Source organism: Cohnella suwonensis (genome assembly GCF_042655365.1).
Taxonomy (GTDB): domain Bacteria; phylum Bacillota; class Bacilli; order Paenibacillales; family Paenibacillaceae; genus Cohnella; species Cohnella suwonensis.
Genome location: NZ_JBHSMH010000067.1, coordinates 80,317 through 106,333 on the forward strand (window position 1 = coordinate 80,317; position 26,017 = coordinate 106,333).

The 26,017-nt window shown below is 56.5% G+C and carries 20 protein-coding genes; 17 read left to right on the top strand and 3 right to left on the bottom strand.

The genetic code is table 11. The features are described from left to right. The first annotated feature begins 223 nt into the window (after positions 1 to 223). Positions 224 to 4,174: a glycosyl hydrolase 53 family protein gene (locus ACFPPD_RS18045; protein ID WP_209748975.1), complete on the top strand. Its 3,951-nt coding sequence runs from the start codon at positions 224 to 226 to the stop codon at positions 4,172 to 4,174. 63 nt (positions 4,175 to 4,237) lie between these two features. On the opposite strand, the gene ACFPPD_RS18050 is transcribed toward ACFPPD_RS18045, so the two are convergent. Then, positions 4,238 to 6,064, bottom strand: coding sequence for a sensor histidine kinase (locus ACFPPD_RS18050; protein WP_209748974.1), 1,827 nt, complete (start codon positions 6,062 to 6,064; stop codon positions 4,238 to 4,240). 5 nt (positions 6,065 to 6,069) lie between these two features. Further along, positions 6,070 to 7,620 carry a response regulator transcription factor gene (locus ACFPPD_RS18055; protein WP_209748973.1) on the bottom strand — a complete coding sequence of 517 codons (1,551 nt, stop codon included), beginning with the start codon at positions 7,618 to 7,620 and terminating at the stop codon, positions 6,070 to 6,072. Between the two features lie 209 nt (positions 7,621 to 7,829). Here ACFPPD_RS18055 and ACFPPD_RS18060 point away from each other — a divergent pair, with 209 nt between their 5' ends. From ACFPPD_RS18060 to ACFPPD_RS18120, 13 genes are all read left to right on the top strand, one after another. Continuing rightward, complete coding sequence (locus ACFPPD_RS18060) at positions 7,830 to 8,771, top strand: ABC transporter permease (protein WP_209748972.1); 942 nt, start codon at positions 7,830 to 7,832, stop codon at positions 8,769 to 8,771. A gap of 27 nt (positions 8,772 to 8,798) precedes the next feature. Continuing rightward, positions 8,799 to 9,680, top strand: a complete 882-nt coding sequence (locus ACFPPD_RS18065; RefSeq protein WP_209748971.1) for a carbohydrate ABC transporter permease — start codon at positions 8,799 to 8,801, stop codon at positions 9,678 to 9,680. Between the two features lie 137 nt (positions 9,681 to 9,817). Then, positions 9,818 to 11,452, top strand: a complete 1,635-nt coding sequence (locus tag ACFPPD_RS18070) for a DUF3502 domain-containing protein (protein WP_209748970.1) — start codon at positions 9,818 to 9,820, stop codon at positions 11,450 to 11,452. 123 nt (positions 11,453 to 11,575) lie between these two features. Beyond that, positions 11,576 to 13,114 (top strand): extracellular solute-binding protein, encoded by a 1,539-nt coding sequence (locus ACFPPD_RS18075; RefSeq protein ID WP_209748969.1) that lies wholly within the window; start codon positions 11,576 to 11,578, stop codon positions 13,112 to 13,114. Positions 13,115 to 13,230: 116 nt separating this feature from the next. Further along, positions 13,231 to 14,310 carry a 3-isopropylmalate dehydrogenase gene (leuB, locus tag ACFPPD_RS18080; protein WP_209748968.1) on the top strand — a complete coding sequence of 360 codons (1,080 nt, stop codon included), beginning with the start codon at positions 13,231 to 13,233 and terminating at the stop codon, positions 14,308 to 14,310. A 146-nt stretch (positions 14,311 to 14,456) separates the two neighbouring features. Next, on the top strand, positions 14,457 to 15,005 hold the full coding sequence (locus ACFPPD_RS18085; protein WP_209748967.1) for a peroxiredoxin: 549 nt from the start codon (positions 14,457 to 14,459) through the stop codon (positions 15,003 to 15,005). A gap of 156 nt (positions 15,006 to 15,161) precedes the next feature. After that, entirely contained in the window at positions 15,162 to 15,587 is a 426-nt protein-coding gene (locus ACFPPD_RS18090; protein WP_209748966.1) for a hypothetical protein, read from the top strand. Positions 15,588 to 15,740: 153 nt separating this feature from the next. Continuing rightward, positions 15,741 to 16,544 (top strand): RNA polymerase sigma-I factor, encoded by an 804-nt coding sequence (sigI, locus tag ACFPPD_RS18095; RefSeq protein ID WP_378082756.1) that lies wholly within the window; start codon positions 15,741 to 15,743, stop codon positions 16,542 to 16,544. Further along, the gene (locus ACFPPD_RS18100; protein WP_209748964.1) at positions 16,541 to 17,812 is read left to right on the top strand and encodes an anti-sigma factor domain-containing protein; all 1,272 of its coding nucleotides are present in this window, start codon (positions 16,541 to 16,543) and stop codon (positions 17,810 to 17,812) included. Before sigI ends, ACFPPD_RS18100 begins: the two co-directional genes overlap by 4 nt. Before the next feature lie 156 nt (positions 17,813 to 17,968). Next, positions 17,969 to 19,357, top strand: coding sequence for an ATP-binding protein (locus ACFPPD_RS18105; RefSeq protein WP_209748963.1), 1,389 nt, complete (start codon positions 17,969 to 17,971; stop codon positions 19,355 to 19,357). A 47-nt stretch (positions 19,358 to 19,404) separates the two neighbouring features. After that, complete coding sequence (locus ACFPPD_RS18110; RefSeq protein ID WP_209748962.1) at positions 19,405 to 20,949, top strand: leucyl aminopeptidase; 1,545 nt, start codon at positions 19,405 to 19,407, stop codon at positions 20,947 to 20,949. 214 nt (positions 20,950 to 21,163) lie between these two features. Continuing rightward, complete coding sequence (locus ACFPPD_RS18115; protein WP_209748961.1) at positions 21,164 to 22,474, top strand: MFS transporter; 1,311 nt, start codon at positions 21,164 to 21,166, stop codon at positions 22,472 to 22,474. 108 nt (positions 22,475 to 22,582) lie between these two features. Next, positions 22,583 to 22,954, top strand: coding sequence for a hypothetical protein (locus ACFPPD_RS18120; RefSeq protein WP_209748960.1), 372 nt, complete (start codon positions 22,583 to 22,585; stop codon positions 22,952 to 22,954). Between the two features lie 51 nt (positions 22,955 to 23,005). Here ACFPPD_RS18120 and ACFPPD_RS18125 read toward each other — a convergent pair whose 3' ends face one another. Next, positions 23,006 to 23,221, bottom strand: a complete 216-nt coding sequence (locus tag ACFPPD_RS18125; protein ID WP_209748959.1) for a hypothetical protein — start codon at positions 23,219 to 23,221, stop codon at positions 23,006 to 23,008. 194 nt (positions 23,222 to 23,415) lie between these two features. On the opposite strand from ACFPPD_RS18125, the gene ACFPPD_RS18130 reads away from it, so the two are divergent. The 3 genes from ACFPPD_RS18130 (at position 23,416) to ACFPPD_RS18140 (ending at position 25,878) form a co-directional block, all read left to right on the top strand. Then, complete coding sequence (locus tag ACFPPD_RS18130) at positions 23,416 to 24,393, top strand: aldo/keto reductase (protein ID WP_209748958.1); 978 nt, start codon at positions 23,416 to 23,418, stop codon at positions 24,391 to 24,393. A gap of 137 nt (positions 24,394 to 24,530) precedes the next feature. Beyond that, positions 24,531 to 24,806, top strand: a complete 276-nt coding sequence (locus ACFPPD_RS18135) for a HesB/YadR/YfhF family protein (protein ID WP_209748957.1) — start codon at positions 24,531 to 24,533, stop codon at positions 24,804 to 24,806. Between the two features lie 106 nt (positions 24,807 to 24,912). Continuing rightward, on the top strand, positions 24,913 to 25,878 hold the full coding sequence (locus tag ACFPPD_RS18140) for an aldolase catalytic domain-containing protein (RefSeq protein WP_209748956.1): 966 nt from the start codon (positions 24,913 to 24,915) through the stop codon (positions 25,876 to 25,878). Positions 25,879 to 26,017 lie beyond the last annotated feature (139 nt).

Below are 26,017 nucleotides of genomic sequence, written 5' to 3' on the forward strand. Positions count from 1 at the left end.
GGCACTCGCGTGCCGTCTTTTTTGCGTTCCATAGGCAAGATCCGCCATTTCGATAATCCTGCCAAGAAGAAAGTAATATAGCCCCGTTATTCCTTCGTCGCTCCTATGTCACAATGATTGCAAGCGCATTCAAAGCGGAAGAACCGCTTCTTTCGGAAGCGGGATGACAGCCAAAGCGCATGCGGCGATTGGAAAATCCGAACGGTAAAAGGAGAGTAGGGTTATGAGACAGGGGAGGAACAAAATCGTCCGGCTGGCGGGAACGGCTTTGCTGGCGATCGCGATGCAAGCGGGACTCATGCCGATCGGTGCGTCGACGACTCATGCGGCGCTGCCGTCAGTCGATGCGGTCTCGGTGGCGCCCGTAACGGCGCTGCAGAACGGCCAACGCAGCGACTTCATTATGGGGGTGGACGTCTCCGAGCTTTACGCGTTGCGCCAATCGGGGAAAAAGTTCTACGATACGGACGGCACGGAGCTTAGCGCTCTGCGCATCATGCAGAACCACGGCGTCAATTATATCCGCCTGCGGCTATGGAACGATCCGACCGACGCTTTCGGCAATCCGATCGGCGGAGGCAATACCGATCTGGCTAGCGTCATGGCCGTAGCCAAAGAAGCGAAGCAACTCGGCATGGGCGTGCTGCTTGACTTCCATTACAGCGATTTCTGGGCGGATCCGGGCACGCAGACGAAGCCGAAGGCATGGACGAACGACACCGGAGCGACGCTGGCAAGCAAGGTGTACGACTTTACGCACGACTCGCTCGCGGCGCTGGAAGCGGCGGGGGCGCTCCCGGACATGGTACAAATCGGGAACGAGATCAACGGAGGGCTGCTCTGGCCCGCGGGAAGCGGCGCATCGAACGCGGCTCCTTTGTTGCAGAAGGCTTCCGAGGCCGTACGGACGATCGATCCGGACATCAAGATCATGATCCATATGGCCGGCAATTCGAGCGGACTGGCATCTACGTTCACAGGTAACTTGAACGCTTGGACGACGGGCGCCACGGCGGTCGATTTCGACGTGATCGGAATATCGGATTATCCGTTCTGGCACGGAACGATGGATCAGAACAAAACAATTCTAGAAACGTTGGCGAGCACGTACGGCAAACAAGTCGTCGTCGCCGAGACGTCGTACGGCTGGACGCTGGACGAAGGCGACGAACAGCTCAACGTCTTCAGTCAAGCCAACGCTTACGTATCGGGCTATACGCCGACTCCGCAAGGGCAGGCGACGGAAGTCAGGGACATCATCGATAACGTGGCTAGCGTACCCGATGGAAAGGGGCTCGGCGTGTTTTATTGGGGAGGCGCTTGGCTTCCGGGGATGGAGACGGGTTGGAAGACGGGCTACGGCAGCGGATGGGAAAATCAGGCGCTGTTCGATTACAGTGGCCGCGCGCTACCTTCGCTAGATGTTTTTAAACTCGTAAGGTCATCGGGTTCTACGCCTACTGCCACATTAACGGCTGCGGACACGGTAACCCTCACAACAACCGTAGGAAGCACCTTGTCGATGCCTTTAACCGTGAAGGGACAATACAGTGACGGCTATTACCAATCGGTAGCGGTAACTTGGGACATATCAGCCGACATTACCTCTCAGAAGGGTGTCTACACCGTTACCGGAACGATTAATGGAAGTTCCGTTCAGGCGACGGCGATCGTGACCGTAAAAGCGGAAATACCGCCGAACTTGCTTGTGAACTCCGATTTGGAAAACGGCACGACGGGTTGGACGAGTTCCAACGCAAGTATTGCGAAACCGACCAGCACCGATGCCACGACGCACTCTGGGAATCATTCCATACATTATTGGTACGGCAGCAATTTTAGCAACGCTTCGGTATCGCAATCGGTATATGATGTTCCGAATGGAACGTACACATTGTCCGTTTGGGCGGATGGTGACGCGAAAGGCGCGACCGAGGTACCGTTCTTGTATGCGACAGGTTACGATGAAGGCCATCCTGACGCTACGCTAACGCAGAATTTTAGTCCAACCGGTTGGAACCAATGGAATCAATATTCCATTACAGTGCCTGTCACATCCGGCCAGGTAACGATCGGAGTCAATATTAACGGTGCAGCAGGCGCTTTCGGCGACGCGGACGATTTCTACTTTGGCCTCGTTAGCGAAGATACCGACATATCGGCATTTCAAGTGCAGCCGGTGAGCGCTTCGACTCCCGATGGCAGCGTGCTTGCCGACTGGGCAACCGTACCCGGGTCCGTAAAATATATTACGCTTGGCACCGATACGCCGGGAGCAAGTATTTACTATACGACGAACGGGGATGCCCCGAATTACGCAAGCGGCTCAAGCGTAACCCAATATTATTCGGGTCCGATTGCCATTACGGGAAAGACGGTTATTAAAGCTTATGCGTCCAAGCCGGGTTATACGAGCAGCGCAGCTTCCACCTACAACTTCGCCGCCGGTTACTCGAGCAGCGATACGCTAGTGCCTGACGGAGAGTTCGAAACGGTCGGACAATTGGGAGCTTGGAGTTTGGACGGAGGTACGCACGGAAGCGACGGGGCAGGCTATACGTTCGATACGAATAACTTTGGTCCTTTCGCGGGCTGGAATTCGTTTAATTACTTCTCAAGCAACGCTTATGATATCACCTTGTCTCAGAAGGTGACGGGTCTGACCAACGGTGTGTACTCGTTGACAGCTTACTCGATGGGACAGCCGAATCTGATAACCGGCGCCGATGGCTATTACACCAATGACTCAAGCGTGGGAACGATTCAGTTGTCGGCATCCGCATCCGGCGCGAGCAAGTCGGCCAATGTGCTCAACCAGGGCTGGAACGTCTGGCAGCCTTACCAGGTCGCAGGCATACAGGTGACTGACGGCACGCTCGACATCGCTTTCTCCGTGGAAGGGAGCGCCGGTTATTGGGGGTATCTCGATCATGTTGCTTTGACGAGAACAGGAGATATCCCAAGCCCGACTACGCCTTCGCAACCGAATCCTCAGCCGACTACGGAACCGGTATCTGTAGATAAAGGCACAGTGAAGGTAGAAGCGAAGACGGATGCGGGCGGTACGGCTGCCGTCGATCTGAAGGCGAGCGATCTGCAGGCTGCCGTTAAGTCGGCGATCGGAAATAACGTCAGCATTCAAGTGAAGACTGGCGACAACGCGAAAGAGGTACAAGTCGGTCTTCCGGCAGCGCAAATCGTCGAAGCCGGCGAGCAAGGCGTGAAAGAGATTTCGGTCGATACGGGACTGGCTATTGTCACGATCCAGCCTGATTTGCTCAAAAAGGCGGGAGTGTCCGCGAACGATGAATTGATGCTCGCTGTCAAGAAAGTCGATACTGCCTCTTTGCCGGAAGCCGTACAAGCCAGCGTGGGCGGCAATACCGTGTACGACTTCAATCTGAGCCTTGGCGGAAACAAAATCAGCGATTTCAAAGGCAACGAAGTGCAGGTCGCGATTCCGTATACGCTCAAGCCAGGCGAGAATCCGAACAAGGTTGTTATCTATTTCATCAACGACAACGGCGATCTGGAAATCGTGAAGAACGGCAAGTACGATCCTGCTACCGGAATGGTGGAGTTCAAGGCGAAGCACTTCAGCAAGTATGCGGCAGCTCATGCCAGTGTCGCGTTCAGCGACACTGGGTCGGTCGCATGGGCGACAGAAGCGATCGACGCGCTGTCGGCAAGGGGAGCCATCAACGGCGTCGGCAACGGGAAGTTCGCGCCGAATGGCGAAATAACCCGCGCTGAGTTCGCAGCGATGCTCGTCCGCGCGTTCGATCTGGAGGATGCGTCCGCGACGACGGAGCTGAGCGACGTGAAAGCGGGAAGCTGGTATTACGCGGCGATCGCTTCGGCCGGCAAGCTGGGCATCGCGGGCGGCAAGCCGGACGGCAGCTTCGGCCCCGGTGAGCGGATCACTCGTCAGGATATGGCTGTCATGGCTTATCTGGCCGCGAAGATCGCCGGGGCGGACCTGACCGCGCGCCAGGCGGAGATCGCGTTCTCCGACCGCGACAACATATCCGCTTACGCTTCCGAAGCGGTCAAGGCGATGCAGCTCGCAGGCGTCGTCCAAGGCGTCGACCATGGCGCGTTCGACCCGGCCGGGCAAGCGACGCGGGCGCAAGCCGCTGCGATCGTCTATCGAGTTTACAAGTTAGACCTATAACGCATCGAAATACAAGAAAACCGGTGGATCTCGCAAGCGCGCGAGATTCACCGGTTTCTTTCGTTATTCGATCGCAAGGTTTTCGTCCGACCCGGGCAGCTTTGCATCCGCCAGTTCGGCATGCTGGGCGGGAATCTTCACTTTGACGACAGTGCCTTTACCGACGCTGCTCTCTACCGTTAACCCGTACGGATAACCGAAGATGAGCTCCAGCCTATGATGGATATTTCTCATGCCGTACCCGCCGCTTTTCTTCTTGGCGGGACCGATCAACATATCCTTCAGCCGATCTTCCGGAATGCCGACGCCGTCGTCCGCGACGACGAGCTCGATACCTTCAGGGTCCATCATGCAGGCGATCGTGACGGTTCCGGTCGGCGTTTCCTTCTCCATGATGCCGTGAAGGATCGCGTTCTCGACGAGAGGCTGCAGCAATAGCTTTAACGTACGGTATTCATAGAGTTCCTCCGGAACGTCGACGACCAGCTCGATTCGATCCCTGAACCGCATGTTCTGAATGCGGACGTAAGCCGACACGTGCTCGATCTCGCTGCGGATCGAGATGAAATCTTCGCCGTTGCTCAAGCTCAGTTTATAGAAGTCCGACAGCGACGTAATCAGGATCCGAATATCGTCGGCGTTGTATTTCATCGCCAGCCAATTGACCATGTCGAGCGTGTTATACAGGAAGTGGGGGTTAATCTGGGCTTGGAGCGCTTTGAGCTCCATATTTTTCGCTTCGAGCCCGAGCTGGTACTTGTCCGCCGCCAAGTCCTCGATTCGCGTGATCATTCGATTAAACGTCATCGTCAGCTGCCCGATCTCGTCGTTGCTGCCGGGATCGAGATCGGCCTTGACGTTATCGACGCCGACCTTCCGCATGTTCTTCGTCAACTTCCGAATGCGAATCGTGCCGGACGCGGACACCCAGAAAGCGAGCGGGAACGTCAAAGCGGCGACGGCCAAGAAGATGACGAACATTTGGTTTCTCGATTTTTGCGCGATTTCCACGATATCGCCATGCGGCACGGCAAGCATAAAGCGCCAATCCGTATGCTCGACGGGCACGGAAGCGACGAGCGTCTTTTCCCCGTTCAACAGCACCGTCCGGAAGGCGCTGCTATCGTCGTCGTCCCCTTCCAGCGCCCCGATCATCTCGTCCGTGCTCTCGGGCCGATTCTGGCTGGAGCCGGCGATCAATTCGTTGCCGCTGTTCACGAGCAATGCGGTCGTGTGCTTCGTGAACAGCGCCTGATCCAAGATTTGAACAAGCACGCTCTTCGGCATCTCGGCGCGGAGCAAGCCGGCGAAGTCGTTGCCGAAGGACGGACTGGTCACTTTGCGGAAGAACGAGATCGTATCGCCGTCCGCGGCGGTGACCGACTCCGACGGAATCCATATATAGGGCCGGTCGCTGCGAACGATCCGCTGCATCCAAGGCTCGGCCTGCACGTCTTCCATACGGAGAAATTGATCGGTCGCCTGAACGGCCGCCATGCCGTCCCGCATGTATAAGCTGATTTTCCGAATATCGGGGTTCGTCTGCACGTTGTAGATGAGCTGGTTGAAGAAATATTCGTCCAGTAGCCAGTTGCCGATGTTATCCCGGTATTCGTCCGAACTCTTCGACACCATCGACTGAATCGTGTCGTGAATGACCATGATGTCGACGACTTTGCGGATCGAGCTCGTCTTGTAGTTAAGGAAGGAGCGGGATTGTTCGAGGACGACTTCGAGCGAATACCGCGCTTGCTTCTCCGTATCGTCCGCGGTGATGTAAGAGTTGACGCCGATGAACAATCCGGACGAGAGCGTAAGGATGAGCAAGAACGACACGAACATCTTGCTCTTAATGCTTAAATCCTGGAAGGGACGAACGATTCGCTTCATAGCTGTCACATTCTTTCCCGGTATTGGCTTGGCGTCAGCCCCGTCGCTTTCTTGAACATCGACGAGAAATAGTTCGGATCGGTAATCCCGATGGCGAGAGCGATCTCGTACAGCTTGACGCGGCGGTCCTTCAGAAGGGCCTTCGCCCGTTCCAGGCGGATTTCCGTAATGAATTCGTTTATGGTCTTCCCCGTTTCCTTCTTGAATAGGGCGCACATGTAATTCTGGCTCAAATACGTATTGTCGGCGATGGACCGGGTCGTCAGCTCCTTGTCCGAGTAATGCTCCCGGATGTACTGGACGACGATGCCGACTCTCGCGTTCACGGCGGACCGTTCCTTCAGTTGGGAGAATACGGCCTGGACGTTGCCTACGACGTAGTCGCGCAACGCTTCGAGCGTCGGCAAACCGCCGACCTCCTGCCAGATGAACTTCTCTTCCTGCTGCGGATCGGTCGCGGATACGCCTTTGTCCACCGCGAATTCGTGCAAGCTCATGAGAAGGCGGAAGATGACGTTCGTCACCCGGCCGATCTCCGGATCGCGCATCTCCCGCAACCGATGCGTCAACCGGTCGATCGCCGCGATGGTCTCCTCCTCCTTGTCGAATCGAAGCAGGCCGCGGAATTCCGCGTACATCTCTTCGAGAGGGGCGTTCGATTCTACCGGCTCGCTCGCGGGAGGCTCGGAGAAGACGAGCCCCGTCCCGAAGTAGAAGCGGGAACGGACGGCAGCAACGGCGGACAGGCATGCCTCTTTGGCCGGAGACGGCGACCCGATGCCGATCGAGAATTCGAGCCGGTCTCCGTAAGTCCGGTTCAACGAGTAGAGCAGCGATCGGGCGGTATCCTTGAAGCCGGTTGTGGACTGATCGTCGGCTTGGCGCAAGATGAGCATCGTGTCCGCGTCGAGAAGTCCGTACAAGCAGCTTCGGTCGTCCGGTTCGCCGGCGAGCTCCGCCAACCTGTCGGCTATTTCCGTCCGGTCGGATTCGGAGATCGCCGGATCGCCCTCGGAACGGGAACACAATTGGATCGCCATCGCCCGGATTTCGCCGTCCAGGAACGACGGCGCGTGCTCGCCGAGCTCGATGCGAAGCTCGGCCGGCGTTTTGCCTTCTTTGACGAGCTTCGTCAGCAAGCGCTGCCGGATAACCGAGCGGGTCAAGTTGCGATTCGCCAGCTCGGCCGCGCATTGGGAAACGCTTTCGCGAATGGCCGCCGTCATTTCCTCCAGCTTCACCGGCTTCTCGACGTAGCTGACCGCTTTCAGATGAATGGCGGATTTCAAATATTCCTTGTCCGAATATCCGCTCATGAAGATGATTTTGACGTCGGGATAACGCTCGCGGGCGTTCGTGGCGAATTCGATGCCGTTCATGCGGGGCATGCGGACGTCGCTCACGATGATGTCCGGCAAGAAGCGGGGAAGCAGTTCGAGCGCCTCCAATCCGTTGGCGGCGATCCGGACGCTTTCGATGCCCAGCCCCTTCCAATCGATATACCGTTCCAAGCTTTCGCTGGTCAGAGGTTCATCGTCTACTAGCAGCACTTTCATTCGGTTCGACCTCCCGCGTATAGTTGGTTGCCTTCAATATATCTCGTTCGCCGGAAAGGCGCAACAACGGGAAAGACGACGTCTTCATTTCCGTAATCTAACCAAGAAAATCGTAAACCTATGTCATTCTATTTGATTCGGCGAGTCCCTATAATTACATTTGCAAGCGCATCCAGAGACAGAGAACGAACGGAGAGAAGGGATCAACCATGGCAAAAGTCCGCGTCAACGGCGGAGGGAACGGCTTCGTTCAAGAGCTGTTGAAAAACAAAGTAATGTATCTCATGTTTTTACCGATCGCGGCCTATTTCATCGTGTTCAACTATTATCCGATGGCAGGCATCGTCGTCGCATTCAAAGATTTCAATTACCGCGAGGGCATGTTCGGAAGCCCGTGGGTCGGCTGGCAAAATTTCGATTACTTCTTCCATTCGGGCAAAGCGTGGATCGTTACCCGAAACACGTTCCTGTATAACGTCGTCTTCCTCGCGGCGTATACCGTCTTCTCCATCGGCGTCGCGGTCATGATCGCCGAGATGACCGGCAAGCTGTTCAAGAAGACGGCGCAGACGCTCATGTTCCTGCCTTACTTCCTATCCTGGGTCGCCGTGGCGGCCATCGTGTACAACCTGTTCAATTACGAGTTCGGCGTCGTGAACACGCTGCTGAAGAGCCTCGGGATGGAAGCGATCGACATCTACTCGAACGTCAACTACTGGTATTTCATTCTTCCGTTCTTCTACGTGTGGAAGTGGGTCGGATTCGGCAGCATCCTGTACTTGTCCGCGATCATGGGGATCGATAGCTCGATCTACGAGGCGGCCAAGATCGACGGAGCGAACATTTTCCAACGGATCCGCCGCCTGACGCTTCCGCTGCTCAAGCCGACGACGATCATCCTCGTGCTCCTCGGCATCGGACGGATCATGAGAGGCGAATTCGATATGTTCTATCAGCTTATCGGCAATAACGGGCTGCTCATGGACGCGACGGATATCATCGACACGCTCGTGTTCCGCTCCCTGGTTCTAAGCCCGGACTTCGGAATGGCTTCCGCCGGCGGTTTGTACCAATCGGTATTGTGTTTCGTCATCATCTTGCTCGCTAACGGAATCGTCAAGAAGTACGACCGAGAGCACGCGCTATTCTAATCCGACATTGAAAACGAGGTGAGCTCCATGAGAATCCGCTCCCGCGACGTGACCGCCTTTAACTACATTGCCTATATCGTTATCGGCCTGTTCGCCCTGATCACCGTATTGCCTTTCGTCATCGTCATCAGCAACTCGTTCGCTTCCGAACATTCCATCATTTACTACGGTTATTCCTTGTTCCCGAAGGAGTTCTCGCTCGACGCCTACGAGATGGTATTCCAGAATCCGGAGAAAATGCTGAGAAGCTACGGGCTCACGATATTCACGACCGTCGTCGGTTCCGCCGTATCGCTGTTCTTCTCGATGATGGCCGCCTACGTCATGTTCCGCAAGGACGTGAAATACCGGAACGGATTGGCGTTCTTCCTGTATTTCACGACGCTGTTCAACGGCGGTCTCGTTCCGTTCTACCTGATGATCGTTCAGGATTTACATCTCAAAAACCATCTGCTAGTGCTTCTGCTTTGCGGGATGTTCAACGTGTTTAATATTCTCATCCTGCGCAACTTCATTAACGGTTCGATTCCCGACGCGCTTATCGAGTCCGCGAAGATCGACGGCGCGGGAGACTTCCGGATCTTCATGGGAATCGTGCTGCCGCTATCCAAGCCCGCCATGGCCGCGATCGGGATGTTCACGGCGCTCGGCTACTGGAACGACTGGTGGACGCCTCTCATGTTCATCGAGAAAGAAAATCTCTACACGCTCCAATATACGTTGTACCGCATTTTGTCTAGCGCGAACTTCTCCACGCAGATGGTCAACAGCATTCCGCGCATCGATATGCCGAAGGAATCGCTGAAGCTGGCGCTGACGATCGTCGCGACCGGTCCGATCGTCCTTCTGTATCCGTTCGTGCAACGTTTCTTCGTACAAGGCATTACGGTAGGAGCCGTCAAGGGCTAATCGGCCGATGAGCATCGATACTTATTAAAGGAGGTGATTTCTCGCTGCGATCGCAATCGCGCGGCGCAAGAGGCAAGCCGAAGTAAGCGCAGGGGGATCTCATTCTATTCATTCACCGACAATTAGGAGGAACACAAATGAGAAATAAGAAATGGCTTTTCTCGATCGTCTCGACGATCATGGCTTTCTCGCTCGTCATCGCCGGATGCGGGAACAATAACGGCAATAACGAGAAGGGCGCGCAAGAAAGCTCCGCGGCGCCGAGCGCTTCCGCGTCCTCAAGCGAAACCGCTTCCGCGTCCCCGTCCGCCAGCGCGGACAACGCGATCGATACGTCCAAAGAAGCCAATCTCGTGTTTTATTTGCTTGGCGAAGCGCCAGCCGGCATGCCTGCCGTCGTCGACAAGCTGAACGAGAAACTGAAGGCCGACATCAACGCGACGGTCGAATTCCGTTATATCGGTTGGGGCGACTTGGCCGCGAAGTATCCGCTCGTTCTCGCCGCGGGCGAAGACGTCGACCTGATCTATACGGCGAACTGGGCTTATTATAACCAAGAAGCGGCTAAAGGCGCGTTCCGCGAAATTACGACGGAAGATCTGCAGAAATACATGCCGAAGCATTTCGCGGCGACGAACGAAGTCGCGTGGAAAGAAGCTTCCGTCGGCGGCAAAGTCTACATGGCTCCGACTTCGACTCCGGATCAAAAGGTCCCGGTTACGCTCATCCGCGGCGACTTGCGTAAAAAATACGGCGTGCCGGAAATTACGAAGTTCAAGGACCTCGAACCGTACTTGGAAGCGATCAAGAAAAACGAAAAAGGCATGATCCCGATCAACGCCGACAGCCAATACGATTTCGCGAAATCGTTCTATAACCTGCAGTGGGAAATCGGACCGGCAACGGTCGATACGGTACTGACGACGAACGGATGGTCCGGCGTTTTAACGGAGTGGGACGATCAGAGCGGCAAAGTGTACAACCAATTCGATCCGTACATCTCTGACAGCTACAAGTCCGCAGCCAAAACGATTAAATCCTGGTACGAAAAAGGCTACATCAACAAAAACGCAATCTCCAACAAAGTCCGCAGCAAAGACGCGTTCGAGCAAGGAAAGTCCGCCGTCGCTTACGGCAACACGAACGATATTCAAAGCACGCTCGCCAAAGCGCTGGAAGAAGGCTGGGAAGTCGAGATCATCCCGAACCTGTCTTCCAAAGGCACTTACCCGCAAGATCCGTACATCAATAACGGCGTAGCCGTGGCAGCAAGCTCCAAAAACGGGGAACGCGCGATGATGGCGCTCGATCTGATCATGGAAGATCCTGCCTACAACAATCTCGTATATTTCGGTATCGAAGGCGTCAACTACGTCGTGAAAGACGGCAAAATCGCGCTTCCGGGCGGCGTTACCGCCGAATCGAACACGTATCCGCCGGACGCGGCGGGCTTCTGGTTCACGAACAAGAGCCAGCATCTGCCTCTCGCTTCGTGGAACGAGCAATATATCGCTCACAAGCAATCGCTTAAACACATTCTCGTTCCTTACGTTTTCAACTCGCTCTCCATGGACACTTCCGGCATTAAGTCGGAGCTCGCGACGATGGGAACGGTCGGCCAGCAGTATCAGCTTCCGATCCAAGGCGGTATCGTGAAAGACGTGGACGCCGCGTACGCGACGCTCGAGGAGAAGGTCAAGAAAGCCGGCTTGGAAAAAATAATCGAAGAAGCGAACAAACAAACGCAAGCTTACCTGTCGAGTCAGAAATAATAGCAATGCCGGAGGAGCCGACCGTCGCGTCGGCTCTTTTCCAATTCGATCCAAAGGGTTTTCGGCCGCGCGGCGCGAAAGTTACTGGAAGCGATCGTTCGCGCGCAGGGGAGGCCATATATCGTGAATCGCAAATGGTTGCTGGCGGTCGTGCTCGTCGCGTTCGCGATCGGCAGCATGACGGCTTGCGGGAGATCGGATTCCGGGAAGCCATCCGTCAAGGAAGGCAACGACCGGACGACGACGCTCGTCGGTTACTTGATCGGCTCGGCGCCGCCCGGACTGCCGGCCGTGCTGGAGGAACTGAACAAGAAATTAAAGCAAGACATCGGCGCTAAGCTGGAGCTTCGGTACATCCAGTGGGGCGAGATGGCGGCCAAATATCCGCAGGTGCTATCGTCGGGAGAGACCGTCGACTTTATTTTCGCGGCGAACTGGGCGTATTTCGCGCAGGAGGCGGCCAAAGGCTCGTTCCGCGAAATCACGAGGGACAAGATCCGTAAATACATGCCTCTTCACGATAAGGCGACGAACGGCAGAGCTTGGGAAGAGGCCAGCATCGGCGGCAAAATCTACATGATCCCGACGTCGACGCCGGACATGAAAGTTCCCGTCACGCTTATCCGGGGCGATCTAAGGAAAAAATACGGATTGCCCGACATTCGCCGCATGTCCGATCTCGAGCCTTACTTGGCCGCGGTCAAATCGAACGAGCCGGGCATGGTGCCGATCCAAGTGGACAAGCAGTACGACTTCATCAAAACCCATGCCAATCTGCAGTGGGAGACGGGGCCTTCGTCCGTCGACGTCATCATGACGACGAACGGGTTCTCGGGCGTGTTCACCGATTGGGACGATCCGAGCGGCAAGCTGCTCACGATCTTCGACGAGCCGCTTCGCTCCAATTACGTCCAAGTCGCTAAGACGGTGAAAAGCTGGTACGACAAAGGCTACATCAACCACGACGCGTTCGCCAACAAGATCAGAAGCAAGGATTCGTTCGAGCAAGGCAAGTCGGCGGTCGCCTACGGGAATTCGAACGACATCCAATCGACGATCGCGAAGGCGGAGCAGCAAGGCTGGGAAGTGGAGATCATTCCGAACCTGTCCCGGAAAGGCACCTATATTATGGATCCTTACATTAATAACGGAGCCGCCATTCCCGCCGATTCGAACCATGCGGAGCTGGCGATGCGGGCGCTTGATCTGATCATGGAGGAACCTTCGTACAGCCAACTCGTGTATTTCGGTATCGCCGGGAAGGATTACGTCGTCAAGGACGGTAGGATCGACTTGCCGTCGGGCATGACGCCCGGGCAGAGCAGCTACCCGCCGGACGCCGCCGGATTCTGGTTCACGAACAAGTCCGGGCATCTGCCGAACGCCTCGTGGAGCGACAATTACGCGAAGCATCGGGAAGAAGTCCCGAATATGCTCGTTCCGTATGCCTACTCCGCGTTTACGTTTAATGTGGTCTCGGTCCGGGGAGAGCTCGAGAAGGTCAATCAGGCGGCGATCCAATATTTGAACCCGATTCTGAGCGGGATGGTCGCCGACGTGGACGTCGCGTTTAAGCAAGCGCAGGCGGCGATCGACGAGGCCGGATTCGCGAGCGTTTTCGAAGAGGCGAAGAAGCAGTCGGCGGCGTATTTGCATCCATAGTCAGCGCCTATCGAATTAATAGCTTTTATCTATTTTGTCAATGGAGCCAAATGTACTACAATTGAGAGAAGGTCTCAGTAGATAACCTATACCCGACATTGGAGTGAATATTAATCATGGCAGAAATCAAAAAAATCGCCGTCGTCGCAGGCGACGGAATCGGCCCGGAAGTCGTCGCGGAAGCGATCAAAGTCATGCGCAAAACGGAAGAACTGTTCGGTCTGCAATTCGAATTCGAACACGGCTTGTTCGGCGGCATCGCGATCGACGAGCGCGGCACGCCTCTCCCGCAAGACACGCTCGACATGTGCAAAGGCTCCGACGCCGTATTGCTCGGAGCGGTCGGCGGACCGAAATGGGACAACAACCCGAAAGAGCTTCGCCCGGAGACGGGATTGCTCGGCATTCGTAAGGCGCTCGGCTTGTTCTCCAACATTCGTCCGGCCGTCGTGTTCGATTGCTTGAAGGACGCTTCCACGTTGAAGCCGGAAGTATTGGAAGGCACGGACCTGATCGTTATCCGCGAATTGACGGGCGGCATCTACTTCGGCGAGAAATTCCGCCGCGAAGGCGCGCACGGCCAAGAAGCGATCGATACTTGCGTCTATAACGTCGCGGAGATCGAACGCATCGTGCGTCAAGGCTTCGAAGTCGCGCAGAAGCGCAGCAAGCGCCTCGCGTCCGTCGACAAAGCGAACGTTCTCGAAACGTCCCGCCTCTGGAGAGAGACGGTTAACCGCATCGCGCCGGAATATCCGGACGTCGAGCTTGAGCACGTGCTAGTAGACAACTGCGCGATGCAATTGCTCCGCCGCCCTTCCAGCTTCGACGTCATCGTGACGGAGAACATGTTCGGCGATATTCTGAGCGACGAAGCGGCGATGCTGACGGGTTCCATCGGCATGCTGAGCTCCGCTTCCCTCGGCGAAGGCAGCTTCGGCCTGTACGAGCCGGTTCACGGCTCCGCGCCCGACATCGCGGGCCAAGGCATCGCGAACCCGATCGCGACGATCCTTTCCGTCGCGCTCATGTACCGTCTGACTTTCGGTTACGAAGAAGCGGCCACGGCGATCGAAACGGCCGTCAAGAACGTGCTGGACGCCGGTCACCGCACGGGCGACATCGCGGTCGATAAGAGCAAAGCGATCGGCACGACGGCGATGGGCGATCTGATCGTCGCCGCGATCAAACGCTAATCGATCTAAACTTTAATTATAATTATTCTAAAAAAAGAATAGTTATCATCTTGACTAGCTTGCCCGCGGGTGGTACGATTTTTAACGTGATCAATGACTAGTACAAGCACTGGCGACAAGGTCGGGCTTACAGGAGGTAATGATTCATGGCAGAGCGTTTGGTAGGACGTCCGGCACCGGATTTTACGCTTGAAACGGCGAACGGCGACGGCAAAGACTTCGGTAAAGTATCTTTGTCCGATTACAAGGGCAAATGGCTCGTATTGTACTTCTATCCGCTGGACTTCACGTTCGTGTGCCCGACGGAAATCACGGCTCTTTCCGATGCGAGCGAAGTATTCAAAGGCCTGAACACCGAAGTACTCGGCGTCAGCGTCGACAGCAAACATAGCCACCGCGCTTGGATCAATACGGCTAAGAACGACAACGGTCTCGGCCAACTGAACCACCCGCTCGGCGCCGACATCACGAAGCAAGTCGCTCGCGACTACGGCGTGCTGATCGAAGAAGAAGGCATCGCTCTTCGCGGCTTGTTCATTATCGATCCGCAAGGCGAACTGAAATACCAAGTCGTTAACCACAACGACGTGGGCCGCAGCGTGGAAGAAACGCTTCGCGTGCTTCAAGCGCTTCAATCCGGCGGTCTATGCCCGATGAACTGGAAAGCGGGCGACAAACATCTCGTCGCGAAATAAGCCCGACCGATAACGACGCAACTCCCCGGAACGAAAGTTCCGGGGAGTTTTTAGGCTTCGGCGACAGCGTATTTGCTTGGAATAGCAGGAATTGGGCTCATGAGTAGAGAATATAGTGTGAACAATACTAGTGCTGTTGCGAAGGAGGGGAAGGCGATGAGCTTTTGCTGCGGAGCTAGCATGATCGGTACGAAGGGAACGCTGAAGCATTACCGTACGCGCATCCATAACGTGCCGATTCTGTTCTGTCCGGTTTGTCATCGGATCGAAGTGCACTACCTCGTGGAGAACGAGTACGAAATATTGGCGGAATACGCGCACGGCGACGGGGCATCCGAAGTCGACTTCCACGATTACGTCGACGAATCCGACAAAGCGCTTCACGAGAATTGCGTCAACAACGAAGAAGAAGACCCGGCGGTCATCGTGCAGAACCAGATCGACATGTCGCTCGACCTGCTGACGTTCGCCAAGGAAATCCGCGATGCCGAGTGGGAGCAACAATTAAAGAAGCGGCTGATCGTTCTTAGCCAGCGTCGTCACAAGTTAAAAATGAAACGAGCGCCCGGCGGCGCGGTGTAAGCGACAGCCGCGTCCGGGATTCCGATATCGCAAGCCGATCGTCAGACCTGCAGACCGCCCCGGGAAGATTTCTTCTGCGGGGCGGTCTTTTTTTCGGGGGTACCCCCCGAAAATCGAAGGCCCAAGCGAAAAGTATGAATGTGGGGTGAGCGAGTGCTGCTCGTATTATTGAAGAAATGGCTAAGCTCGCCCGAGCGTCCGGCGGTTTCCCCGCGAACGGGAGAAGGACCGGAAAGCCAGGTAGAGCGAATACGGCAAGGCGAAGAACGGCTGCGCGACGAGCTGATTAGAAGCTATCATCCATACATATTAAAGACGACCAGCCGGTTTTGCCGCCGGTACGTCGACCCGGCCCATGACGACGCGTACAGCGTGGCGTTAACGGCGTTCGACGAGGCGATCAACCGTTTTTCGAGCGATGCCGGCCGGTCTTTTTTGGGATTCGCCGAAACGGTCATTCAGCGCAGGTTGATCGACCATGCGAGACAGGAAAGGAAGCACGCGGCGGTCGTGCCTTATAGTTCGTTCGACGCGGATCCGAGCGACGGCGAAAGCCCGGGTAATCGTCTTGAAATCGCGCAAGCGATGGAGGCGTACGAACGGAAGAGAACGGCGGACGACCGGAAAGCGGAAATCGCCGCCTTATCCGAAGAACTCGCGGGCTACGGCATTACGTTCGGGGATTTGGCGGACCATTCCCCCCGACATCGGGATTCGAGGGTCGCTTTGTTGAAAGTCGGAAGAAGAATGGGCGAAGACGAAAGGCTGTGTCTCATGTTAAGGCAGAAGAAGCAGCTCCCGATCAAGGAGCTGTGCGAAGGCGGGGACATTACTCGCAAGACGGCGGAACGGCATCGCAAATATTTGATCGCGGTCGGATTGATCGCTTACGGCACTTATCCCTATTTACGCGAATACATCGGGCTGGATCACGACGGAGAGGAGGCGACATCATGAATCGCGGAACGGTAATGGCATTGGAGAAACGCTCGGCCGTGCTGCTGATGCCGGACGGACGGTTCGTTCGGGTCAAGCGGGAACCCCAACACGAAATCGGGGAAGAAGCCTTCGCGCGCGGCGACGGCGCGAGATCGACGGCGAGAACGCGAAGGCGAATGCTGCAAGCGGGCGCCTCCGCGATGGCGATTATGCTGGTCGCGTTCGGTTTCTTCCTGTTCCGGACGCCTCCCGTCGTCGCCTACGTATCGATGGACATCAATCCGAGCATCGAGATTGGACTGGACGCCAAGAAAAACGTGCGGGAGCTGCGGGCGGTGAACGAAGATGCGCTCCTCGTCGTGGAAGGCATACGCTTCAAGGGCAGAAAGCTGGAAGACGTCATGAACGAGGTGGCCGGTCAATTGGCGGAAGGCCATTACTTATCGGTCGAAGACGGGGACATCGTCATCGTCAACGTGCCCGTCCGTTCTCCGGGACGGGAGTGGGAAGAAATCGTAACGGACACCGTTAGCCGAATTCTGAACGAAGCGGCAAGCGACGGCGCGGCGGACTCGCTTCGGGTGACGACGTTTACGGTACCGAAGGAAATCAGGGACGACGCGAACGCGAACGGAATTTCTTCCGGTAAAATGGCTTTCTGGCTCATTTCCAAGCAGGAAGGGCATGACGTGACGCTCGATGCGATCAAAGCGAGCTCGCTCGAGGATATCGCATCCGATTGGGGCGGCGTTAAGCAAGTGATCGGCGATTACGAGAACAAACGCTTGGTCGTCGACGATCGCGGCGGACTTCGGCCCAAAGGCGACGATGACGGCAAGAAAAGCGACGGCGATAAGAAAAACGGAACCGCCGGCACAAGCAACAACGGCGAAGACTTGCAGGGCGATAACGTCAAGAAGCCGGACGAGGGCAAGAAGACAGAAGGCGATATAAGCGACGACGGCAAGAAGAACGGCGACAAGAAAAACGACGGCAACAAGAATGACGATCAGAAGAACGACGATCAGAAGAACGACGATCAGAAGAACGACGATAAGAAGAACGAGGATGAGAAGAACGACGATAAGAAGAACGATGATAAGAAGAACGACGGTCAACCGGCGACGGCGAGCGCAAAGCCGACGGATAACGACAACGATCGCAACAGCGGCGGCGACCGCCTCGGTAGCGACCGCGATAACGACAAAAACGATAAGGGTCAAAACGACGGGAAGCGCGGCAACGGTCGGGATGGCGGCCGCGATGGTCGTGACGATCGGGATTAAGAGAGAGTACCCTGAAATCGAGAGTTAAGGCCTATGCGCGTTTCGACCTTGCTCGACAAGTTCTCCCGTTGACAGTAATGCTAATTAATGGCTATGATTTGATTAATTTCGAATTGATAGAATGCCAGCTTTAGCCAGTTACGGGGGAATACTCGAATGGACGGTTGGAGAACGAGATATTTTCCGGTCCTTGCGGATTTCGTTCGCAACGGAGGCAATGGTTGCCGGGCCCAGACAGAGCAGTTATGGATCGAACTCGACGGCCTTTCGGCGGCCGAGATTTTGGAGCATCACGAAGAAAGCGTCAAGCTGCTGCTTTCCAACGAGGAACCCGAAGACCGGCTGACGTTCGTTCACCGGTCTCTTTTGTTTATAACAGAATTGCTCTTGTCGTTGCGCCTGTCGGACAGCGCTGCGACGCGCGAGAACGCCGAAGCGGAACAATTGCTCATCGGAGCGAACGCTATCCATTCCGCCTCGATCGACGACGAACGCCCGAGCAAGTTCGAGACGGTGCTGCAGCATATGGACAGCGGAGTCGCGCTGTTCGACGACTCGGGCACGCTGCGGTTCCTGAACGTGCAGATGTCGCGTTTGCTGCAAGTGCCGAGGAGGGTGCTGATCGGCAGCACGCTGCGCGAGCTTTTTTTTCACCCCGCGCTTTCGTTGTCCATTCGGAAGAACATGCTGAGAACGGTGAAGGAGATGAAGCGCAACCGCCGTTTTCACGGCGAGTTCCAGGACGCGAGCGGGCGGTTCCTTCTCGTCAGCATCTCGCAAACCGACGAATTGGACGGCGATTACCTCGTCAGCGTCAAGGACGTGTCGGAATATAAGCAGATCGAGCAGGCCGCGTTCCAGAACGACAAGCTGGCGATGCTGGGCAAGATCGCCGCGGCGATCGCCCACGAAATCCGCAATCCGCTCACTTCGATCCGCGGCTTCATCCAGCTGTTGAACCCCTATCTGAACGAAATCGGCAAGCAAGAATACGGTCGCATTATTTTGTCGGAGATCGACCGCGCCAACGACATTATTTACGAATTTCTGAATTCCTCCAAGCCGACCGCTCCGATGAAGCAGAAGATTCTCGTCGGCTTGCTGCTGAAGGAAACGATTCTTCTGTCGGAAAGCGAAGCGCTTATGAAAGGGATCGAGATTCATCACGAAATCTTCGATCCGTTCCTGACCGTGGCCATAGACGCGAAACAAATCAAACAAGTGCTGCTTAATATGATCAAGAACGCGATGGACGCGATAGCCGATACCGACGACAACCGCAAGGGGAGCATCGGCATCATTTCCCGCAAGGAGGGCAAATACGCCCTCATCTCGATCAAGGACAACGGCAAAGGAATGATGCGTTCGACGTTAAACCGGCTGTTCGATCCGTTCTTCACGACGAAGGAAGAAGGAACGGGCTTAGGGCTATCCGTCAGTTACCGGATCATCAGCAATCACGGAGGAACGATTCACGTCGACAGTCAGCATAACGAAGGTACGGAATTTCTGATTTATTTGCCATGCGTCGAAGGAAAAGAGTAGAATCGGGGTGAAGTGCAACAGATCATCTCGGGGTGGGACGCAGGAACATGTTATGGAAAGATTGGTCTCTGAAATGGGAGTTGACGAACGCCCTGGATTTCAGCGGGAGCGAAGCCGACGTCGCCGACGTCGCAATCGTCGTCGCTGACCAAGAAGCGGTGCGCGGCGAAGAGCCGTTGATTTGCCCGGAATTGGACCGCGAGCTAAGAGAGCTCACGGCTAGAGGCATATATACAGGCAAACCGGGAGAAGTCGCGCTCGTGCCGACGTTGGGGCTTCTGCCTTGCCGTTACGCGCTATACGTCGGCGCGGAAGGCAATCGTCCTTATGCGGCGAAAGCGCTTAGGGATGCCGCGGGGGCCTTGGGGGCGACGCTTCTGGGCTATAAGATCAAGAGAGCGTTAGTCGTCGCGCCGGCAGGGCCGGCTTCGGCGGAGAACGGCGCCGGTCCGCGCGAAGCGGCGCAAGCGTTGACGGAAGGACTTCTTCTCGGCCTGTACCGCAGGAACAGCCGATCTACCGAGGGCAGAGAGCAAGCTTCGCTCGAGGAGGTCTCTTTCGCGTTGGCGGCCGACGTCGATCGGCTAGCTTGGCGGGACGGCATCGGCGCCGGCGTCCGGAACGCGAACGCGGTCTGCTACGCGCGCGAACTGACGAACGAACCGGCGAACTTGCTCACGCCGGAACGGCTGGCGCAAGAAGCCCGTTCGCTCGCGGAGACTTACGGACTCGAATGCCGCATCTACGACGAGACTGAGGCGGCCGCGGAAGGGATGGGCGGACTTCTCGCCGTCGGAGGCGGCAGCGTCAACCCGCCGCGGATGATCGTGCTGAAGCACCGGGGGAATCCGGATGCAGCGGAGACGATCGGTTTGATCGGCAAAGGCGTAACGTTCGATACGGGCGGCATCTCGATCAAGCCCGCTCTCGGCATGGAAGAGATGATCTCGGACATGGGCGGCGCCGCGGCGGTTCTCGGCGCGATGCGCGCGGTCGGGGAAGGGAAGCCGCGGGCGAACGTCGTCGCGGTCGTGCCGGCGGCGGAGAACATGCCTTCCGGCAGCGCGTTCAAGCCGGGCGACGTCGTGCGCATGTACGGCGGGAAGACGGTCGAGGTGCTGAACACGGACGCGGAAGGACGGATCGTGCTCGGCGATGGGCTGACGACCGCGATTCGCGAAGGCGCGACGAAGCTGATCGACGTGGCGACGCTGACCGGAGCGGTCATGCACGCGCTCGGCGACGTGACGTCCGGCGTCTTCTCGAACGACGAAGCCTATGCCGATCGTTTCGTTAGCGACGCGCGCCGAGCCGGAGAGTACGTCTGGCCGATGCCGACGTATCCGGAGTACCGCCGGTTGCTGAAGAGCGACGTCGCCGATCTGAAGAACCATGGCGGTACTTGGGCGGGCGCGATCGCGGGCGCGATGTTCGTCGGCAGCTTCGCGGAAGATCTGCCTTGGATCCATATCGACATCGGCGGAACGGCTTGGATGTGGAGCGACCGCGGGTTCGAGAGCAAGGGAGGTACGGGAGTGATGGTCAGGTCGTTGCTAGCGCATATCGAGGAGTCGGGCGAAGGGATTCGGTAAGAGGTTGTTCAAAAAGTCCGATTTTGATCACGAAGCGGATCAGGAAGCTTATTCGGCATCGAATCTTGAATTCAGCCGGGAATTCCGGTTCTCACGTAGGTTTGCCTACGCTCCGATCCTCATTCCCTGGCTTCTTTCAACCTTCTCGGTGCTGAAAACCGGACTTTTTGAACACGCACGGTAAGGGAATCCGGAACAACATGGGGGAACGTTAATGGGCAGCTTGCTGAGGGGATTCAAGCAATCGCTGGCGCTCGGAAGGCCGAGCGAGTCGGAAAGCCGCAGAGGATTGCGGATATCGATTATCGAAGGCATACCGGCGAACATTTTGGGGAACTTGTTAGGCGGTCCGCTTCAGACCGTCTATTTGACATATCTCGGATTTACCGCGTTTCACATCGGGCTCGTCATGGCGATTCCGCCGTTCGCCCTGCTTGTGCAAGTACTAATCGCCTTCGCCATGCAGTCGTGGCACAACCGCAGATTCTACCTCTTGCTGTTCGCCGTCGTTCACCGATTATTGTGGGTAGCCACGGGTCTTATTCCGCTTACGTTCCCGGACGATGCTTGGATCCCGGTCTACTTGGCGCTATGGCTGACGTCGATGATCGCGGGGCAAGCGGGCGGCGTAATCTGGACGTCGATGATGGCGGATATCGTGCCCGCCGCAGTGCGGGGCAAGTATTTCGGCATCCGGAACACCGTTCACTGGGCGGTCGTCTGCCTTACGCTACTGGCCGGGGGACAATTGATGGATTGGCTTCCGGGCACGAAAGGATTCGTCGTGCTGTTCGCGATCGGCGCCGCGTGCGTCTTCTGGAACGGGTGGGGGCTCGCGAATTATCCGAACCCGCCGTTCCAGCCTTCGGAGAGCGGAAAGTCGTTAAGAATGCTGTTGCTTCCATTTAAGGATCGGCGTTTTCTCTCCTCGACGTTCTTCATTTCCGCATTCATCCTCTTGCAAAATATCGTGGTTCCGCTGTTCTCTTACGTCATGTTGGAAATCATGGCCCTCGGCACCGGCAAAGTGACGCTCATCATCATGCTGCAAAATCTCGTGATGATGGTTAGTTACTATTATTGGGGCGTACTGAACAGCCGGTATTCGACGAACGCCTTGCTCCTGTGGACGTTTCCCTTGATCGCGGCGTCGTGCGCGATATGGGCGGGCATGGCCGTCGTCCCTGCGATTCTCGTGCTGATCGTCGCGCATGCGCTGCTGGGCTTCGGATTCGCGGGCTATAACCTGCTCGTGTTTAACTTCCTGATCGGCGATTCGCCGAAATCCGAACGGCCGATGTACGTCGCCTTGTTCTCGGCGTTCACGGGCATCGCCGGGTTCATCGGACCGATCGCCGGCGGTTGGCTGTACGATCGCGCCTCGGACGGTCCGCTTTGGCTTCGGACTTACGGCATATCCGCCTTCGCCGGCATCGCGCTTCTCGTCTTGTCCGTCGCGATCGCCCCGTTCGTCTTTCGATCGAGCAATCGCCCTTTTTCTGATTCCGGAAAGACGACCGCTTGACAGGAATAACTGTAATGTATATTATTACAGTATAGCCGATATGTAATTGGTTCAGTTACAGTTAATGGAGGCCGAAACGATCCAATTCCGGGACAGGTGGTGTCGAAGATGAATTTCGAAGTTAGCGATTGGGTGCAAGCGAAGACGAGAAACGGCGAGTTCGTGCACGGATTTATCGAGTCTTTCGACGATAGTCGGCAAGTGGCCAAACTATTCGTCGTCCGCTCGGACAATGAGCTATCGGTCGGGCAGTCGACGACGGCGCTCGTTCATTGGCTGAGGAAATTGCCGACGCTCTCGATGGACGAACCCGTCTTGATCCGGAACTTGATCGATATCGCTCTCGCGACGCGGGACGAAACGTGGTTCGAAGAGCTGAGCGAACGGCTTGGCGATGCAAAGGCGCAAGGAAACAAAGCGGATATGCCGCAGTCTTTCGTCGGTTTGCCGACTTCCAACCGCCTTCGCCATAAAGTCTGACGAGATTCCAACGCCTCGCCTTGCCTGACGGGCTAGGCGTTTTTCTTTGCGTCAGACCGCGACCGTTACTCGTTCGCTTCGCCCGGTTCCGACATGAACCAAAGGATGTGCGTGCATGCCGCAGACGAGAATCGTCGCGTTTTTGTTCGCCCAATCGAGGCCAAGGAAGCTGGCTCCCCTCGAGTTCAGCATCCGATAGTCCTTGTCGAACGAGTCGTGTCCGCAGCAAGGGCAAGAGATCGTTCGTTCGCCGGCGTAATAGCGCATGGCATTCGCTCCTTGGTAAGTGATTACATCCGTTATCTTTACGCTTCCGCGCGACGTTGGTTGCAGTCGGAGTCCCGCGCGAGCGGACAATCGTTACTTAGTACGGTAAAGTATAGTTCTTCCGCGGAAGCCCAAGCCTCGTTATAATGGGGAAAACAAAGCACGCTGCGCGCTCTTGGGAGGTACCTCGAACGATGGTTAATAAATTACCTTTGAACAAACACGGCTTCTCGTCCAGCCAGCTCGCGCTCGGATGCATGGGCTTAGGCGGAGGTTGGAACGACAATCCGGTATCGGCGGCCGACGTCAAGCAGGCGCACGAGGCGATCGACGCGGCTCTCTCCATCGGAATCGATCTGTTCGACCACGCCGACATCTACGGCTTCGGCAAGTCCGAGCAAGTATTCGGCCTCGCTCTGAAGGACCGTCCGGAGCTTCGCGACAAAATCATCCTGCAATCCAAGTGCGGCATCCGCCTCGGCACGCCGGACTATCCGCGGACGCGATTCGACTTCTCGAAGGAACATATCGTCTCCAGCGTCGACGGCAGCCTTTCCCGGCTCGGAGTCGAGAAAATCGACATTCTGCTGCTGCACCGCCCGGATCCGCTGGCGGAGCCGGAGGAAGTGGCGGAAGCGTTCGCGGAACTGAAGCGGGAGGGCAAAGTCGGCCGGCTGGGCGTTTCGAACATGAGCGCCGCCCAGATGGGCTTCCTGCAGGCATCGCTTGACGAACCGCTCGTCGCGAACCAGATCGAGATGAGCTTGCTGAAGCTCGATTGGCTTAATTCGGTCGTTCACGTCAACCAGGAAGAAGGCAAGATGAGCAACTTCCCGGAAGGAACGATCGAATACTGCCGCTTGAATGACGTCCAGATCCAAGCTTGGGCGCCGCTGGCGAGAGGGCTGTACAGCGGCAAGGACGTGTCGGGGGAGAAGCCGAGCGTGCGGGAAACCGCCGCGCTCGTCGCGAAGCTGGCCGAAGAGAAGGGGACGACGAGGGAAACGATCGTGCTCGCGTTCCTGATGCGCCACCCGGCGAACGTCCAGCCGGTCATCGGTTCGGCCAATCCGGAGCGTATCGTCGCTTGCAGCGATGCCGTCAAGATCGTGCTTTCCCGCGAGGAATGGTATCATTTGTACGTGACGTCCCGCGGGCGCGTCATGCCCTGACCGATGAAGCATGAGCTTCTCGGCGCGGAACGGGAATCGGACGAGCTTCTTCGATCGGTCGAAGAGGCTCGTTTCTTTATTTTCCGATTGGATGTAAAATGTAAGGGTATTCAATTCGAATCGACGAGGTGATGGGTGTGGAACTAATCGTTACGCCTTCCGCGCTTTCATGCTTCAAAGGAGAATGGGGCATCGGGGACGGCGAAGTCGTCCGGGTGTTCGTGCGTTACGTAAGCGGAGGGGAGACGCCGTTCGCGTTCGGCATTACGAGGGATACGCCCCTCGATGCCGCGGTGAAGACGGTCGCGGAGCGGGTCACCTTCTATATGGAGAGCAAGGACGTGTGGTTTCTGGAGGGCAGAAGCTTGCGGATCGACCTCGAAGGCGACGACATCGTTTTCCGATTGGCATAAAGAACGGGCGGATCATGCTAGCAATGGCTGCCGGTTTCATGTAAACTAAGAATCACTATGTTTCGAAATCGAGCAAGCTTGCATAAGCAAAGGAGAAGGCATGGATATGACGGTACATAGCAAGACGAACCATTGCAAGATCGTAGACTGCACCGTGCGCGACGGCGGACTCGTCAACAATTGGGACTTCAGCGTGGAGTTCGTTCAGGATCTGTACGAGTCGCTGAATGCGTCCGGCGTAGAGTATATGGAGGTCGGCTACAAGAATTCTCCGAAGCTGCTCAAGAGCGAAGGCACCGAAGGGCCTTGGAGATTCCTGGACGACGAGTTCCTTCGCAAAGTCATCCAGAAGAAAAACACGAAGCTTTCGGCGCTCGTCGACGTCGGCCGCGTGGACGAAGCGGACGTGTTGCTCCGCAGCGATTCGATGCTGGATCTGATCCGCGTCGCTTGCTACGCGCGCGATACGGCGAAAGCGATCGAGCTCGGCACGCTGTTCCATGAACGCGGCTACGAGACGACGATCAACATCATGGCGCTTTCCGGCGTTATGGACAACGAGCTGAACGAGTCGCTAGCGATGATCAACGACAGCCCGATCGACGTCGTCTACATCGTCGACTCTTTCGGCAGCCTGGATCCGGACGACATCCGTTTCCTCGTCGAGAAATTCCGCCGCTCCTTGAAGAACAAACGGCTCGGCGTTCACACGCACAATAACCTTCAGCTCGCGTTCGCGAATACGCTGACCGCGGCGCAGCTCGGCGTCGAGCTGCTCGACGCTTCCGTGTACGGCATGGGCCGCGCGGCCGGCAACACGCCGACCGAGCTGCTGCTCGCCAAGCTCACCCGTCCGGAGTATAGCCTCCGTCCGGTGCTCGGCATGATCGAGAAGCACATGATCAAGCTGCGCGAGAAGGAAGAGTGGGGCTACCTTATTCCGGACATGATCACGGGCACTCTGGACGAACACCCTCGTTCGGCGATGGGCTGGCGCGCGTCCGCGAAGCGCGATCTGTTTACGGAGTTCTACGACAAAATGACGACGCCGGAAGTGTTTCACGGCAACTAAGCGATAACCGAAAGACCGGACGATGCCGAGCGCATCTTCCGGTCTTTTGTGCGCTTGGCAGCGCAACGATTAAGGAGTGAAAGTCTCCAGCATACCGCGAGGTGGCGGAAGTGCATAGCTGACAGGCAGTGCGTAGTCC

What these genes read in the sequence shown, in the direction of transcription:
- ACFPPD_RS18055 (WP_209748973.1), bottom strand. Translation starts at nt 7,620, where the DNA reads ATGAAAGTGCTGCTAGTAGACGATGAACCTCTGACCAGCGAAAGCTTG.
- ACFPPD_RS18085 (WP_209748967.1), top strand. Translation starts at nt 14,457, where the DNA reads ATGGCAGAGCGTTTGGTAGGACGTCCGGCACCGGATTTTACGCTTGAA.
- leuB (WP_209748968.1), top strand. Translation starts at nt 13,231, where the DNA reads ATGGCAGAAATCAAAAAAATCGCCGTCGTCGCAGGCGACGGAATCGGC.
- ACFPPD_RS18060 (WP_209748972.1), top strand. Translation starts at nt 7,830, where the DNA reads ATGGCAAAAGTCCGCGTCAACGGCGGAGGGAACGGCTTCGTTCAAGAG.
- ACFPPD_RS18130 (WP_209748958.1), top strand. Translation starts at nt 23,416, where the DNA reads ATGGTTAATAAATTACCTTTGAACAAACACGGCTTCTCGTCCAGCCAG.
- ACFPPD_RS18140 (WP_209748956.1), top strand. Translation starts at nt 24,913, where the DNA reads ATGACGGTACATAGCAAGACGAACCATTGCAAGATCGTAGACTGCACC.
- ACFPPD_RS18120 (WP_209748960.1), top strand. Translation starts at nt 22,583, where the DNA reads ATGAATTTCGAAGTTAGCGATTGGGTGCAAGCGAAGACGAGAAACGGC.
- ACFPPD_RS18105 (WP_209748963.1), top strand. Translation starts at nt 17,969, where the DNA reads ATGGACGGTTGGAGAACGAGATATTTTCCGGTCCTTGCGGATTTCGTT.
- ACFPPD_RS18065 (WP_209748971.1), top strand. Translation starts at nt 8,799, where the DNA reads ATGAGAATCCGCTCCCGCGACGTGACCGCCTTTAACTACATTGCCTAT.
- ACFPPD_RS18110 (WP_209748962.1), top strand. Translation starts at nt 19,405, where the DNA reads ATGTTATGGAAAGATTGGTCTCTGAAATGGGAGTTGACGAACGCCCTG.
- ACFPPD_RS18100 (WP_209748964.1), top strand. Translation starts at nt 16,541, where the DNA reads ATGAATCGCGGAACGGTAATGGCATTGGAGAAACGCTCGGCCGTGCTG.
- ACFPPD_RS18090 (WP_209748966.1), top strand. Translation starts at nt 15,162, where the DNA reads ATGAGCTTTTGCTGCGGAGCTAGCATGATCGGTACGAAGGGAACGCTG.
- ACFPPD_RS18070 (WP_209748970.1), top strand. Translation starts at nt 9,818, where the DNA reads ATGAGAAATAAGAAATGGCTTTTCTCGATCGTCTCGACGATCATGGCT.
- ACFPPD_RS18125 (WP_209748959.1), bottom strand. Translation starts at nt 23,221, where the DNA reads ATGCGCTATTACGCCGGCGAACGAACGATCTCTTGCCCTTGCTGCGGA.
- ACFPPD_RS18045 (WP_209748975.1), top strand. Translation starts at nt 224, where the DNA reads ATGAGACAGGGGAGGAACAAAATCGTCCGGCTGGCGGGAACGGCTTTG.
- ACFPPD_RS18050 (WP_209748974.1), bottom strand. Translation starts at nt 6,064, where the DNA reads ATGAAGCGAATCGTTCGTCCCTTCCAGGATTTAAGCATTAAGAGCAAG.
- ACFPPD_RS18115 (WP_209748961.1), top strand. Translation starts at nt 21,164, where the DNA reads ATGGGCAGCTTGCTGAGGGGATTCAAGCAATCGCTGGCGCTCGGAAGG.